This is a genomic window from Haematospirillum sp. 15-248, assembly GCF_012102665.1.
GTDB lineage: Bacteria > Pseudomonadota > Alphaproteobacteria > Rhodospirillales > Rhodospirillaceae > Haematospirillum.
Window position 1 is genome coordinate 49,467 of record NZ_JAAVTF010000003.1, and the last position, 14,729, is coordinate 64,195.

At 56.0% G+C, this 14,729-nt stretch carries 12 protein-coding genes; 5 read left to right on the forward strand and 7 right to left on the reverse strand.

Annotated elements, in window-relative coordinates:
* Window positions 1–40: 40 nt before the first annotated feature.
* The 6 genes from HEQ72_RS04760 to HEQ72_RS04785 all read right to left on the reverse strand — a co-directional run bounded on the left by HEQ72_RS04760 (window position 41) and on the right by HEQ72_RS04785 (window position 7,270).
* Window positions 41–352 (reverse strand): FliM/FliN family flagellar motor switch protein, encoded by a 312-nt coding sequence (locus HEQ72_RS04760; RefSeq protein WP_066132936.1) that lies wholly within the window; start codon window positions 350–352, stop codon window positions 41–43.
* A 106-nt stretch (window positions 353–458) separates the two neighbouring features.
* Window positions 459–2,144, reverse strand: a complete 1,686-nt coding sequence (locus HEQ72_RS04765) for an ABC transporter ATP-binding protein (protein ID WP_168022714.1) — start codon at window positions 2,142–2,144, stop codon at window positions 459–461.
* Complete coding sequence (locus HEQ72_RS04770; RefSeq protein ID WP_168022715.1) at window positions 2,141–3,184, reverse strand: ABC transporter permease; 1,044 nt, start codon at window positions 3,182–3,184, stop codon at window positions 2,141–2,143. Before HEQ72_RS04770 ends, HEQ72_RS04765 begins: the two co-directional genes overlap by 4 nt.
* Window positions 3,181–4,236, reverse strand: a complete 1,056-nt coding sequence (locus tag HEQ72_RS04775) for a microcin C ABC transporter permease YejB (protein WP_168022716.1) — start codon at window positions 4,234–4,236, stop codon at window positions 3,181–3,183. Before HEQ72_RS04775 ends, HEQ72_RS04770 begins: the two co-directional genes overlap by 4 nt.
* 14 nt (window positions 4,237–4,250) lie before the next feature.
* Window positions 4,251–6,092, reverse strand: a complete 1,842-nt coding sequence (locus HEQ72_RS04780; protein WP_168022717.1) for an extracellular solute-binding protein — start codon at window positions 6,090–6,092, stop codon at window positions 4,251–4,253.
* Window positions 6,092–7,270 carry an ExeA family protein gene (locus HEQ72_RS04785; protein WP_168020151.1) on the reverse strand — a complete coding sequence of 393 codons (1,179 nt, stop codon included), beginning with the start codon at window positions 7,268–7,270 and terminating at the stop codon, window positions 6,092–6,094. The genes HEQ72_RS04780 and HEQ72_RS04785 overlap by 1 nt, the downstream gene beginning before the upstream one ends.
* Window positions 7,271–7,596: 326 nt before the next feature.
* Here HEQ72_RS04785 and HEQ72_RS04790 point away from each other — a divergent pair, with 326 nt between their 5' ends.
* Window positions 7,597–7,962 carry a hypothetical protein gene (locus tag HEQ72_RS04790; RefSeq protein ID WP_209316189.1) on the forward strand — a complete coding sequence of 122 codons (366 nt, stop codon included), beginning with the start codon at window positions 7,597–7,599 and terminating at the stop codon, window positions 7,960–7,962.
* A gap of 54 nt (window positions 7,963–8,016) precedes the next feature.
* Entirely contained in the window at window positions 8,017–9,828 is a 1,812-nt protein-coding gene (locus HEQ72_RS04795; RefSeq protein ID WP_245184162.1) for an SLC13 family permease, read from the forward strand.
* A 30-nt stretch (window positions 9,829–9,858) separates the two neighbouring features.
* Here the strand turns inward: HEQ72_RS04795 and bioB are convergent, their stop codons facing one another.
* Window positions 9,859–10,893 carry a biotin synthase BioB gene (bioB, locus tag HEQ72_RS04800; RefSeq protein ID WP_168020154.1) on the reverse strand — a complete coding sequence of 345 codons (1,035 nt, stop codon included), beginning with the start codon at window positions 10,891–10,893 and terminating at the stop codon, window positions 9,859–9,861.
* 201 nt (window positions 10,894–11,094) lie between these two features.
* Between bioB and HEQ72_RS04805 the strand changes: the two genes are divergently transcribed.
* The 3 genes from HEQ72_RS04805 (at window position 11,095) to HEQ72_RS04815 (ending at window position 14,725) form a co-directional block, all read left to right on the forward strand.
* Window positions 11,095–12,693, forward strand: coding sequence for a hypothetical protein (locus HEQ72_RS04805; protein WP_168022719.1), 1,599 nt, complete (start codon window positions 11,095–11,097; stop codon window positions 12,691–12,693).
* 330 nt (window positions 12,694–13,023) lie between these two features.
* Entirely contained in the window at window positions 13,024–13,788 is a 765-nt protein-coding gene (locus HEQ72_RS04810; RefSeq protein ID WP_168022720.1) for a PhoH family protein, read from the forward strand.
* A gap of 223 nt (window positions 13,789–14,011) precedes the next feature.
* Window positions 14,012–14,725: a response regulator transcription factor gene (locus HEQ72_RS04815; RefSeq protein ID WP_066132907.1), complete on the forward strand. Its 714-nt coding sequence runs from the start codon at window positions 14,012–14,014 to the stop codon at window positions 14,723–14,725.
* The last annotated feature ends 4 nt before the right edge of the window (window positions 14,726–14,729 follow it).

Below are 14,729 nucleotides of genomic sequence, written 5' to 3' on the forward strand. Positions count from 1 at the left end.
CACCCTGCATTTCTGCCGTTGATTCTCTACAGACAGTGTGTCAGGTCGCGTAGACAGAGTGGACAAGCTCTGTCAGGGTCACGCCGATCTTGTCCCCTTCGGTAATCACCACCTCGCCACGGGCTACCAGTATGCCGTTGGCATAAATTTCCACCGGCTCATCGGTCTTCTGATCCAGCTCGACCACGGCACCGCGGCCCAGTTTCAGCAGCTGGTGCACCCGCAGCATCGACTTGCCCAGCATAACCGAAATCTCTACCTGCACTGTAAATGCAGCGTCATTGGTAATCGGGCGCAGACCGCCCACGGTCTGCAGCGTCGGGTCATCTTTCAGGCGAAACTGCTCGGTCATCCGGTTTTCCGCAGCCAAGGTGAGCAGACATGCCCGTCAATACCGGTACCGGTTGACAGGGCCTGCCATACAATCCAGCACAGTATGCGAGTATCGCCCGCGAAAGTTAAGACTCTCCTATAATATTGTCAGGTTCCGGAAAACGGATGTCGTTTTTTCCGTATTCAGGTGTCTGATCCAGGAAGGCAGCGGCCAGAAGGGTTTGCGTATAGGGGTGCTGTGGATCTTTCAGCACGGTGTTGGTTGGGCCATATTCCACCGCCTGTCCGTTCTTCATGACCAGAATGGTGTCTGCCAAGGCGCGAACGGCCCGCAAATCGTGGCTTATGAACAAGCAGGACAGGTGATGGCGCTGCTGGAGATTACGCAGAAGGGCGATAATCTGTGCCTGGATAGAGACGTCCAGGGCGCTGGTGGGTTCATCCAGAACCAGAAGTCTGGGTTTGAGTACCAAGGCACGTGCGATGCCAATCCTTTGACGTTGCCCGCCGGAAAATTCATGGGGGTAACGGTCTGCATGGTCCGGTGTCAGGCCAACCTCGTCCAGGATGGCCTGAATGGCTGCCTCACGATCCTGTTTGTTGCCGGGGCAGTGAATATCAAGGCCCTCGCCTATGATATCCCGTACAGTCATGCGTGGGCTGAGTGATCCCCATGGATCTTGAAACACGATTTGCATCGAACGTCGGAACGGACGCAGGGCTTTCTCTGGTAGTCCGTCCAGTGCATGACCCAGGCAGACGATGCGACCCTGCGCCTTGACCAGCCGTAGTATGGCCATGGCCAATGTTGTTTTCCCCGATCCGGACTCCCCGACAATCCCCAAGGTCTGGCCCTGACGCAGAGTCAGGGAAACATCATTGACGACCGTGTTCCAGTGTCGGGCCAAGCCAAAAAGACCATGCCGTAGCGGAAAGCGCACCTGCATGTTCTGTACGTCCAGAACAACCGGTGCATCTGGAGCAACCGGATCTTTGTGCCCGGATGGGCCAGAGGACAAAAGATGGCGGGTGAAGGGGTGCTGTGGAGTGGAGAACAGGTCTGGCGTTGGGCGTTCCTCGACCAGTTCACCATCCTTCATGACGCAAGCCCGATCGGCAATCCGCCGCACAATTCCCAGATCATGCGTGATGAACAGGATCGCCATTCCCAGCTGCTTTTGCATGTCTTTCAGAAGGGACAGGATCTGCGCCTGAATTGTGACATCCAGGGCTGTGGTGGGCTCATCAGCAATCAGGAGATCCGGCGCATTGGCCAGCGCCATGGCGATCATGACCCTTTGGCGCTGGCCCCCTGACAGTTCGTGCGGAAAAGCCCGCAGACGTGATTGCGGGTTTGGCAATCCTACCATGTCCAGCAGTTCGATAACCCGAGACCGGATAGCATTCCGCCTTATGGTCTGGTGGATATGCAGGGACTCGGCAATCTGGCGTCCGATGGTATGAAGCGGATTCAGGCTGTTCATCGGTTCCTGAAAAATCATGCCGACCCGGTTGCCGCGGATTTCGCGCAGCCTTGCGTCGTTTGCTCCGGCAAGATCCTGTCCCTTGAGGTGGATTGACCCGGAGCGTATCCGGACGCCCGGTGGCAAAAGGCGAAGGACCGACAAGGCGGTCATGGATTTTCCGCAGCCTGACTCCCCGACCAGGGCCAGTGTCTCGCCGTGTGCGATGTCCAGTGATAGTCCCCTGACGAGGTCAACAGGGATGTCCCGTCCGTGCGTACAAATATGGAGATCCCGTATGGACAGGATCGGCTGTGTGGCCGATGGGGCATTCTGCTGCAGGCTCATGGCTCACCCTGCCCGGCCTTGTGCCTTGGATCAAGGGCATCGCGGATACCTTCTCCGACAAAGATCAGCATGGTCAGGCAGGAAGCCAGGGTGATGAAGCCACTGATGCCAATCCAAGGGGCATCCAGGCTTTCTTTTCCCTGCTTCAGCAGCGCACCGAGAGAGGCGGATGTCGAGGGCAGCCCGTAGCCAATCAGATCCAGCGCGGCAAGTGTCACAATGCTGCCGGCCAGCAGGAAAGGAGCCATGGTCAGGGATGCTGTCAGGGCGTTGGGAAGGATGTGACACCATAGAATACGGGTATTGCCGGCACCAAGGGCGCGCGCTGCACGCACGTAGTCCTGCGCCCGCACTTTCAGAACCTCGGCCCGGACCAGACCAACCAGACTTGTCCAGGAAAACAGGGCCAATACCAGAAGAATGCTCCAGAATGAGGGAGCAATCAGGCTGGCCAGGATAATCAGGATGAACAATTGGGGAAGCCCGCTCCATATTTCCAGGGCGCGCTGGCCGAAAAGATCAATGTGACCGCCATAGAAACCCTGCAGGGCTCCGATCATAATGGCGATGCCAACCGACAGGGTGGTCAGGGTCAGGCTGAAAAGCATGGAGCTGCGGAAACCGTACAGTATCTGGGCCAGAATATCCTGCCCCTGCCCATCGGTTCCCAGGGGGTGAAGCCAGCCGGGAGGGACCGGTGGGGGTTCGTGTGTGCGTGTGTCTATGGTGTTGTAGGAAAAACGCAGGGGAGGCCACAGGGCAAACCCTTTGGCATTGATCAGGCCCCCGACCTCCGGGTCGTGGTAATCTGTGTAGGTGGGCAGGAAGCCGCCGAACGTTGTTTCAGGGTAATCGGTTATCACCGGCGTATAGATCCTGTCATCGTAGAAAACAAGCAGGGGGCGGTCGTTGGACAGGAACTCGGCACACAGACTGAGCAGAAACAGGATGCCCAAAATGCGCAGACTCCACAGGCTGCGATTTTGTGCACGGAAGGCGTCCAGCCGTCTTTGCCAAGGTGTTTGATGGATTGTGCTCATGGGGCAGACTCGAATGTGATCCGCGGGTCAACCAGGTGCAGGGCGATGTCGCTGGTCAGATTCATGACAAGGCCGATCAGGCCAAAAATATACAGGCTGCCGAATACGACCGGATAGTCGCGCCGGACAACAGCTTCAAAGCCGAGAAGACCAAGACCATTGAGCGAGAAGATGCTCTCGATCAGGATGCTTCCGGTCAGGAACATGGCAATCAGCGTGGCGGGGAAGCCGGCGATCACAATCAGCATGGCATTGCGGAAGACATGCCCGTACAGAACCCGCCGCTCGATCAGACCCTTGGCCCGTGCGGTGATGACGTACTGTTTGCTGATTTCTTCCAGAAAAGAGTTGCGGGTCAGAAGGGTCAGGCTGGCAAAGCCGCTCATCACCATGGCTGTAACGGGCAGGGTCATGTGCCATAACCAGTCCAGGACCTGTCTTGCCCATGACAGCGTATGAAAGTCATCCGAAGCCATTCCTCGCATCGGAAACCAGTCCAGAAAGCGACCACCGGCCAGAAAGATAATAAACAGGATCGCAAACATAAATGACGGAACTGCATAACCCACAACAACAATCCAGCTGCTGATACCATCAAGGCGGCTGCCGCTGCGAATGGCTTTCAGGATGCCCAAGGGAATGGAAATGATATAGATGATCAGGGTCGACAACACCCCAAGGGAGATCGAAACCGGAAGAGCATCGATCACCATCTCGGTGACGGGTTTGGACTGATAAAAGCTCTCACCCAGCTCGAAGCGGGCATAGTCAGCCAGCATCATCAGGTAGCGTTCGTGAAGCGGGCGGTCAAAGCCGAATTGTTTGCGGATGTGTTCAATGTGTTCATTGTCCAGCCCCTGTTTCCCGCGGTACAGGGTTGTGTCCCCCGCCCCGGATTCAGAAGCCAAGCCACCGGTTGCTTCGGCCATCATCAGCAGTGTCTGTTCGACCGGTCCCCCGGGTGCGGTCTGGATGACAAAGAAGTTGACCGTCATGATTCCCAGCAGGGTCAATGGTATAAGCATTAGACGGCGCAGAATATAGGATACCATGGTGCTTGGTTCCGTCAGGAGGATTGCGGGGCGTACCAGAAAATATCCGGGTCGGTGACGGGGTGCAGGACATTCATCTCGGGCGTTTGGATCTGTCGGGTTGCTACGTACAGGGTTTCATTTTTGTACCATTGCGGGATGCACAGAAAGCTCCAGCGCAGGATCCGGTCCAGGGCCCGGCTTGCGGCTACAAGCTCGGTGCGGGTATTGGCCTGCACCATTTTTCCGATCATGGCATCGACGGCCGGATTCCTTATTCCAGCCAAGTTGCGTCCTCCGGGATTGTCCGCCCCGTGACTGGCAAAAAAGTCATACTGCTCATTGCCGGGTGAAAGGCTCTGGAACCAGGCATCAACAATCATGTCGTAATCATATTGGTTTCGTCTGGTCAGGTGTTGTGCCGGATCGATGGTGCGCATGGTGGCGTGGATGCCCAGCCGTGACAGATTCTGGAGCAGGGGGCGCGTTACCTTCTCCCAAGCGGGATGGTGGAGCAGAATCTCGAAGGTCAGTGGTTGTCCGGTTTTGCGGGACACCATAACGTTGTTGCGCACCTCGTAACCGGCCTCGTCCAGCAGGGTCAGGGCCCGTTTCAGATTGGCGCGCAGGCCACCCGGGGTGTCTGTGCGGGGAGGTTCCCAGACTGGTCCGAAAACACGTGCAGGGATCTGGTCACGCCAAGGTTCCAGCAGGATTCGTTCTTCCGGACCTGGCTCCCCTGTTGCTTCCAGGTCGGAGTTTCCAAAGTAGCTTCGGGTCCGTTTGTAAAGCCCGAAAGACAGGTTGGCGTTGGTCCATTCGAAATCAAATGCCTGGATCAGGGCTTCACGTACCTTGGGATCAGCGAAGTGTGGGCGGCGTGTATTGAAGACAAACCCCTGCATACCAGATGGGCTATGGTTCTTGATAGCAATTCGGGTCAGTGGGCTGTCTGCTTTCCCGGTTTCCGGATAGTCCCGTGCCCATTCCCGTGCGCTGCGAACGATACGGATGTCAACTTTTCCAGCCTTCAGGGCTTCCTTGGCTACCGTGTCATCCTGATAAATATCCACCCGGATTGTATCAAAGTTGTAGTGGCCGCGCAGGGCCGGGACCGTATGTCCCCACCAGTTTTCAACACGTTCCCACACGATGCGCCGCCCGCTTTCGACCGTGGCAATGCGATAGGGCCCATTCCCAAGGGGAATCCGTAGGCCGCTGCGTTCAAAGTCGTGTCCATTCCAGTCTGCCCTGGAGAAGACGGGAAGTTGCCCCAAAATCAAGGGAAGCTCGCGGTTGCGTGTGCCGTCAAAGGTGAACAGCACCCGTCTTGGTCCGGTTGCTTCCACACGTGTTATGTTGCCCCAGTAGGAACGATACAGCGGCCGTCCCTTCTCGCGCAGGGTGTTGAAGCTGAAAACAACGTCATCGGCCATAACAGGTGTTCCATCGTGGAACGTGGCCTGTGGCCGCAGGTTGAAGGCAACCCAGCTGCGATCGTCGGCAAGCTCGACGCTTTCTGCCAGGTATCCGTATTCAGTAAAGGGTTCATCCTTGCTCTGGACCATAAGGGATGCGTAGAGATAGCTGCTGCCAAGCGGTGCAAGTCCCGGTGCGGCTATCCCTTTCATGATGAAGGGGTTCAGGCTGTTAAAGGCATAAGCATGTGTCATACGCAGGATGCCGCCTTTTGGCGCATCCGGGTTGACGTAGTCAAAATGCTGGAAGTGTTCCGGATATTTGGGTGCCCCGTGCATGGCAAGGGCATGTGTCGGGGATGCCTTTCGGGAGCTTGTGTGCTCTGTGGCACCGGATGGTGCGGCAATCCCGGTGACAAGGGCAAGCAGGAGCAGGCATGAACGGATGGCGGCGTACATCAGGGTTTTACTGCTGAATCGGGGTTGTTGGGGCAAGCTGTTGATGACCATAACCAGCGGCCTTGCTGATCGCGGCAGGCTGTGCTGGATCCGGTCTCGTCCTGATGACCGTCAAGCTGCGGCGGTGGTGCCATGGGATCTGGTTTCTCGGTCAGTACAATCGAAAGAGGCGGGTGTGCCCGGGTCCCTGTCAACAGGGAGGAACCGTCCTTGTCCAAGGCTATCGGTTCCAGTTCACTGTTGCTATCAAGCCACGGGATTATTCCCGTGAAGAGTGCCGCGATCAGAGCCCCCGCAATCATACCGCCCAATCCTGCAAGAATTGAGGCGTGGGTTATGCCCACCTGTTTCTTCTGACCATGGGTGGATGTGAAGGCGGATTGGTATCCCAGATCTTCAGGCCGGACGAGTGTATCCCCGCGTTGTGCTGCGGCGTGCAACGCCTTGTCACACAGCCGGTTGATGCGTCCTGGCAGCCCCTGACTGTCCACAACCAGGATGCCCAGTGCTTCGGGAGAAAAAGGGCGTGCTGGTGGATGATCCGGCAAGACAGCCAGGTTCAGGTGATGGTCTATATACGCAATTGTTTCTCCTGCATTCATCGGCTGCAAGCTGAGAAAGTGCGTCGGGAGTGAGGACAGTGCGCGGAAGAGGGGGTGTGTCAGTCGTGGAAGGAGGTCATCCGCACCACACAGAACAACTCTCAGGATGGGGCCTCCTTCCCGGTGCATGGCCAGAAGGCTGTGCAGAAACAGCAAGGCGCGGGATGGCAGATAATGGGCATCGTCGATAATGACCAGGCACGGTGTCCGGCCAAGGCGTCGGCCGAGCAGAAGCCTGATGATCATGTCATGTTCTTCGCCTTCACCCTCCGGGTGTACGCCGTGTGACAGAGCGCCCAGAAGGAGACGTTCCAGGCTGTTGCTGTTGTTGTCGCCGGGAATGGTTATGCAGAGGGCCGAGAGGGGTGAGGGTACTTCACGCAGCAGCTTGGCGCACAGTGTGCTTTTACCGATGCCTTCCGGCCCTGTCAGGGTCAGGAGCCTATCCCCGTCATGCAAGCGAGCCTGCAAATGTTCCAGTGTAGCCACAGACGATCGCAAAGGAAACCACCGCTGTGGATCCGGGAACAGCGGAAAAGGAGATCCGGACAAGCCAAACCGGTTCATGAGGCTCATGCTATCCCGCTTTGTCTTTTGACATGGCAGCGCAAAACCGCGATAACCCTTCTCGCGTGTATCATTGGACGTTTATAACCTCTTTCACGTGTTTTTTGTTCAAAGTGTCGAGTTTATTTCAGAGCTTTGGCCAGGATCTATGAGGTTATCAACGCTCTGTCCATGTTCGGCGTGTATTGCATTGACACAGTGGCAGGTTTTGCATGTTGTGGAAAGATCTTGCGAAGGCATTGTTACATCCGGCCCGGATGCCTGTTGTCCCGGCTTTCTTTTTTCTCCTGATCTTGCTGCTTTCGGCGCGTTATTTCTGGCTGCAGGATGAAGCAATGTCCCACGCCTGTGCTCTTGGGTCCGTGTCATTTCAATGTTCCCTGCGGTCCAGTCTGGGCATCCTGATGTACACCAAGGCGCTGGGCATCCTGTCGATCCCGGTGGCCGGGTTGGCGCTCTGGATCCGGCGCCCGGCTGTCATGGTTCCTGCTTTGGCTCTGACTCTGATGGCGCTGGTATTTTACAATGCGGACTACGGTGCGGTGGCGGCAACCATCATGGTTGTTGCTGTTGCGCGTTCCCCTCGTTGTGTGTTCGTTCCCGTCAAGCCGCAGAGTGAGGGAGCAAGCCATTCCGGTAAGGATCTCGAGGGATCTGCGCTGGTGGCAGAGCCTGTTGTTTCCGACAGGTCCTCGCGCTAACAGTTTTATTGCCCCAATAACGCACTCTTTGGTAGCATTGCTGCCCTGGGTATCATGACTGTCGGGGGGCTGAAGGGCATGTTATATGGGTTCGGTGCCCTTGCTCCCTATGTGGCTCTTGGCTTCTTGGTGCTTCTGCTTGCCGCCTTCGTATGGGAGAAGTGGCCGCCGGATGTTGTTGCTGTCGCGGCCGTGGCTTTGCTTTTGATCCTTGATTTGCTGACCATCAAGGAAGTTTTTTCGGTCTTTTCCAACAGTGCTCCGGCAACTATTGCGGCCATGTTTATCCTGTCTGGTGCCCTTGTGCGTACCGGTGCTATTGAAGCCTTTGGCGGTGTTATCCACCGTATTGCCCGCTCGCGACCAACCGTGGCAATCAGCTTGTTGATGGGAGGCACGATGTTGATGTCGGCCTTCGTCAATAACACGCCGGTTGTGATTGTCATGATCCCGGTTGTGATCGGTTTGGCGGTTTCCCTTCAGCAGTCACCGTCAAAGTTTCTGATTCCCTTGTCCTATGCCACGATTATGGGCGGTACTTGTACCATGATCGGAACATCAACCAACCTGTTGGTGGATGGTGTAGCCCAAGGGCTTGGGATGGAGCCATTCGGGATCTTCGAGATCAGCGGGGCCGGTGTCCTGATGGCCATTGCCGGTATGATTTATGTGGTCCTGGTTGCTCCCCGTCTTCTTCCCGACCGGCAGAGTCTCAGTACGCTTGTTAGCAACCGGTCTGGCCCCCGTTTTATTACCGAGGTTGTTATTCCCTATGATTCTCCATTGATCGGCAGCCTTGCTGTTGAGGTCAACTTGTTTCGTCGTGCAGATGGGCGCCTGATTGATGTGGTTCGCGGTGAAGAATCCCTGCGTCGGGACCTTAACAGCGTGGTTCTTGAAGCAGGGGATCGCGTGATCCTGAAAACACGAGCCGGTGAGGTCATATCTCTGCGCGATGACAGCAAGGTTGAGTTTCCAGGTGCGCATGCGCTTGAGCCACTGATTGCGCGTCAGGCAACCATTGCTGAGGGACTGGTTGGGCCGGGGTCGCCAATGGCGGGGCATCCTGTTGGCAATCTACGTCTTCGTCGGCGTTATGGTGTTTATCCCTTGGCTGTTCATCGCGCCGGTGAAAATGTCTCCCGGGATCTTGATTCTGTTGTTCTTCAAGTGGGTGACACAGTCTTGATGGAAGGGTCAGCCGAGGATCTGGAACGCTTGTCCACTGATCAGGGGCTGATTAACTTGTCTGAACCCAAGGACCGTCCTTTCCGCAGGACCAAAGCTCCTTTTGTTGTCCTCATTATGTTGGCTGTTATTGCCTTATCCGCTCTTGGTGTTGCAGAGATTTCAGCGCTGGCGCTTATTGCGGTGGCTCTTGTTCTTTTGACGCGCTGCGTTGATGTGGATGAAGCGTACCAAGCGGTAGACTGGCGCATACTGGTTCTTATTTTCGGGATGTTGGCTGTTGGTCTGACGTTGGAAAAGACAGGGGCTATAAAGGTGGTTGTTGGCGCGATGGCACCTTATTTACATGGGCATTCGCCATGGGTCTTGCTGATTGTTGTATACGTCATCGTGTCACTCATGACCGAGATCATCACCAACAATGCGGTGGCTGTTCTGATGACGCCGATTGCTTATAATCTGGGGGTCGAGATCGGCATTGACCCACGGCCCCTTGTCGTTGCCGTCATGTTCGGGGCATCTGCAAGTTTTGCAACGCCGATCGGTTATCAGACCAACACCATGGTTTATACGGCAGGGGGTTATCGTTTTACCGATTTTCTGAAGATCGGTGCCCCGTTGAACGCGATTATTGGCTTGGTCTCGGTTCTGATTATTCCCTTGTTCTGGCCCTTCTGACCCGGGATTCAGATTCCCGGGTTCTTGTTCTCAGTCGTTGGGATTTTGTGCCATGGGGGTTATCCCCAGTCGGGCCAGAAGGTCATTGTCCCGTGCTGTCGGGCTATTTTCTGTTGTCAGCAATTCTTCGCCGTAGAAAATGGAATTGGCACCAGCCATGAAGGCAAGAGCCTGTGTGCTGTCATCCATGGCATGGCGGCCTGCCGAGAGGCGAACAACCGAACGCGGCATCAGGATACGTGCAACGGCGATGGTGCGGACAAACTCCAGAGGGTCGACGTTCCCCCCTTTTCCTTCGTCGGCCAAGGCAGTTCCCTTGATTTCAACCAGCATGTTGATGGGCACGCTGTTGGGGTGCGTCTCCAGCGTTGCCAGTGTATGCAGCATGCCGGCCCGATCTGCCCGGCTTTCTCCGAGACCGACAATCCCGCCGGAGCAAACCCGGATGCCGGCTTCCCGCACGGCCTTCAGCGTATCAAGACGATTCTCGTAGGTACGGGATGAAATGATACTTTTGTAGTATTCGGGCGAGGTATCGACGTTATGATTATAGTAGTCCAGACCCGCCTCGGCCAATGCATTGGCCAGTTCCGGTTTCAACATGCCGAGGGTCATGCAGGTCTGCATGCCTTCTTCTTTCACCGCGCCGATCATCTCGACAATGGTTGGCAGATCCCGTTCGCGAAGCTGGCGCCAGGCTGCCCCCATGCACAAGCGGGTCGCGCCGTTCTCGCGGGCCTTGCGGGCTGCGGTGCGAACTTCTTCAACCCCCATTAAAGGTTCAACCTTCAGCTTGGCTTTGGCCGTTCTTGACTGGGAGCAGTACTTGCAGTCCTCGGGGCAGGCCCCGGTCTTTATGTTGACAAGGGTCGATCGCTGGATTGTGTTGGGATCAAACCAGCTGCGATGTATGCTCTGCGCCAAGCTGACCAGATCAATGAACGGCATGTCAAACAGGGTTTCAACATCGTGTCGTGTCCAGTCTGTTCTGGGTATGCTCCAGTCCCGTCCCTGAAACTGTGCCGGCAAGGATGGCATGGGCAGAGGGATTGGTGTAACGGTCATGACAAAATGCTCCGGACCCGGATAATTGGCTGCAAGCCTGTATCACACCAATTTTCTGTCGGCAACCCGGCCGTCTTGTTGTGTGTCTGCGTTACGCCTGCTGAACACAGGGGGTGGGTGTGGCGATATTTTTGCTTTCGCGGGGCGTGAAATATGTTTACCAAACAAGGTCTGTCTTTCTGTTTTTCGGGTGCAAGAATCATGGGGCGTGGTTACGTTCTGGCGGGGTTGGTTGTTGCTGTTCTGGTTCTTGCCGGTGTGCTTGTCCGCCCCGGCATACCGGTTGATGTTCCGGATTCCTCCATGAGTCGGGTTCCGTGCGTTTCCTACGCCCCGTTCCGCGATGGCGAGAGTCCGTTCGACCCATCTTTCCATGTGACCCGGGAACGTCTGGCCGAAGATCTGGCCCATCTTAAACCCTTGACCTCTTGTGTCCGCACCTATGCGTCATCCAATGGTCTGGATCAGCTGGCTGCCGAGGCCGAGAAGCTGGGCATGCATGTTCTTCTCGGGATCTGGATTGGATCCAGCCCGGTTGATAACCGGAGCGAGATCGAGCGGGCTGTGACCATAGCCAATGCGCATCCGCAAACGGTTCGGGCCGTGATTGTTGGCAATGAAGTCCTGTTACGGCGCGAGCAGGCTCCTGAAGGGATGGCCGCGTTTCTCCGCGAGGTGCGGTCCCGTGTTTCCCAGCCTGTGACCTATGCCGATGTGTGGGAGTTCTGGACCAGGCATGCGGCGGTCCTGAAAAACGAAGTTGATTTTGTGACGGTGCATATCCTGCCGTACTGGGAGGATGAGCCGGCTGATATTGATACCGCCTTGCGGCATGTGCGCGATGTCCGCGAGTCCGTGGGAGCCCTTTTTGTGGGCCAGGATATCCTGATTGGCGAAACGGGGTGGCCAACCCGTGGAAGGCAGCGGGAGGGTGCTGAGCCTGGTCTTGTCAACGCCACGCGCTTTATTCGTGGTGTGCTGGATATGGCAGACAGCAATGGTTGGCGTGTCAACCTGATCGAAGCCTTTGACCAGATGTGGAAGCGGGACCAGGAAGGAACGGTTGGTGGATACTGGGGGCTTCAGCAGACTGGAGGAAAGCCGAAAATTCTGCTGAAGGGACCGGTTGTTGAGGATCCGGATTGGGTGAAATGGGTCTTGGTGGCCTTGGGCACCGGTATTTTTATTTTCGTCGCTATTGTTTTTGTAAGCAAACGTATTGATCGTGTCGGGTTTGCCATCTCTGTCGTTGGGGCCTTGGCTGCGGGGGAAGTCATTGCCCTTCTGGCTCGTCATTCTGTGCTGTCCAGCCGCTCTTTGCTGGAGTGGGGCGTGAATGGGGGCGTTGGTTTACTGGCCGTTGTTTCCGCTGTTGCTTTCCTGTCTGTTTTGCAGAGCAAGGAACCTGGGTTGGGTGTATGGCATGGTCTTTTGTACCGGATGACCTTGGCTGTTGCTGCGACCAGTGCTTTTGGTCTTGCTTTTGGTGGACGCTATCGTGATTTTCCGGCCAGTATGGTTCTGATTGTGGCTGTGGCGCTGGTGCTGCTGTGGATTCGTGACTCCCGGGTCTTGTTTGCACTGCCCGGGAAGCCAGAAGACGTCTGGTTGGCCGGGACAAGCGTTCCCGCCGTCTTGTTTGCCTGCTCTGTTGAGACATGGCGTAATGATGATGCTCTTGTATGGGGAGCAACGGTTATTGCCCTGGTTTCTCCGGCGATTTTCCGGGCTGTTTATTCCCATAAACCGTCATTTTACCGGCCTTCCGGGGCTGCCGGGCCGGTGGACAGGACCGGTTGACAGCTTTTTCTGCTTGATCGCTCCTGTTGTTGCCGGGCGTTGTGAAGTACCATTCAGTGTATCACGGCCCCTGTCGGAGGATCTCCGGTTTGGACCACCTCTTTCGTTGCGGCATGACTTTGCTGCGGGTTTTGTTGGGTTTGCCGCCTGCGTTTTCTTCGTCGGCGGAAGGGACCCTTCCAATCCGTACTGGTGTCTTCTTTTTTGTCCCTGTTTCCACTCGTGTCTTGCCCCGTACTTTCTGGACGGGGCTTTTTTGTTGGCATTGTTCCGGAACGGGGACAGTGCCTGTCTCTCTTTCCCTTTTCTCTTTCAGGAGAGGTTCTGCCTATGGCCAAGCGCACCCATCGTTCTGCACAGGTCGAAAACTCCCGTGTTCGTGCTTTGATGCCCGAGGCTATGGTTTGGGATCCGTTGGGTGGAACCGCTTCGTCTTGTGGGCGTGATGTGGATGATCAGCGCCGTGACAGAAGTTATATCCGTCGCATTCGCCCCCACAGCGATAATCAGTCGCTTCTTATGGATGCTGTTGAAACCCGCAATCTTGTTCTGGCACTGGGTCCGGCCGGAACGGGAAAAACATACATTGCGGTTGCAAAAGCTGTTGAAGCATTGGAGAGTGGTTCGGTCGGCCGTATTATTCTATCCCGCCCGGCCGTCGAGGCCGGTGAAAGTCTCGGGTTCCTGCCCGGTGCCATGGAAGACAAGCTGGCGCCCTATCTGCGCCCTCTTTATGATGCCCTCAACGATCGTCTTGGTGCAAAGAAGCTGCGGCAAATGTTGGCAGATGGGACGATAGAAATTGCCCCGGTTGCCTACATGCGGGGGCGTACCCTGAATAACTCCTTTATCGTTATTGATGAGGCGCAAAACTGCACCTACGGCCAGATCAAGATGATGCTGACCCGTCTGGGCTGGAACTCAACCATGGTTCTGACCGGTGATCCGGATCAGACGGATCTTCTTCCGGGCCTTTCAGGGCTGCGGGATATTGCCTCCAGGTTGGAAAGCCTTGAAGATGTGTCGGTTATAAGGCTACGCGAATCCGATATCGTTAGGCATCCATTGGTAGCTTCCATGCTGACGGTTATATAATCCAGGGGAGTTATTGGCGCGGCCAGTAATGACTAATGGCTGTGCCAATACGCTCCAAAAAAACCAAGGGAAGATTTTCTATAAAGTATTAAACGCATAGATACTCTCTCTTGACTGGACATTATACTTTCCAGTTGTCAGTGCCCCGGAAATTTCATATCTCCTGAACAGAGTCACATTATGCTGCGCGGTGTCCGGATCGCTTAATCAGGGGGCGAAAACCATGACAAAAGAGCAGGCCCACATTCTTCTGGTCGAAGATGATCCGGCGACACAGGCACTCCTGTCTGCGTTTCTGCGAGAGGCAGGGTATTCTGTAAGTGGTGCATCCACGGCCGAGGCCATGCGTCAGGCCATGGCTAGGGCAACGGTGGACTTGATCCTCCTTGACCTGAATTTACCGGATGGCGATGGCATCCAGCTTGCCCACTCTGTGCGCAAGCAATCACGGGTTCCGATCATTATGGTGACAGCGAGAGCCCAGCCGCGGGATCGCATTACGGGGCTGGAGCTGGGCGCGGATGATTACGTGACGAAGCCCTTCCACCCCAGGGAGTTGGTGGCTCGTGTTCGTAATGTCCTTGGCCGTTTGAACGGGAACAAGGAAGCTCCCGGCGGTGTTGTGTACAAGTTTGCTGGTTGGGAAATGGATCTTCTGTGGCGCAAGCTGACCAGTCCGGACGGTGATCCGATTTCAATGACAGCGACGGAATTTGATTTGCTCGCCGTTCTGGTTGCTCGGGCAGGTCAGCCACTGACACGTGACCAGCTTTTGGAAGCGACAGGGGCCCCCGGCCGTGAAGTCAATGATCGCTCTATTGATACCTTGATCAGCCGCATCCGTCGTAAGCTGGGTGATGCCCGTGGCGGCCAGAGGATGGTCGAGACCTGCCACGGGCATGGCTATCGCTTTGCTGTCGACGTTCAGGCCGGTTGAGGCC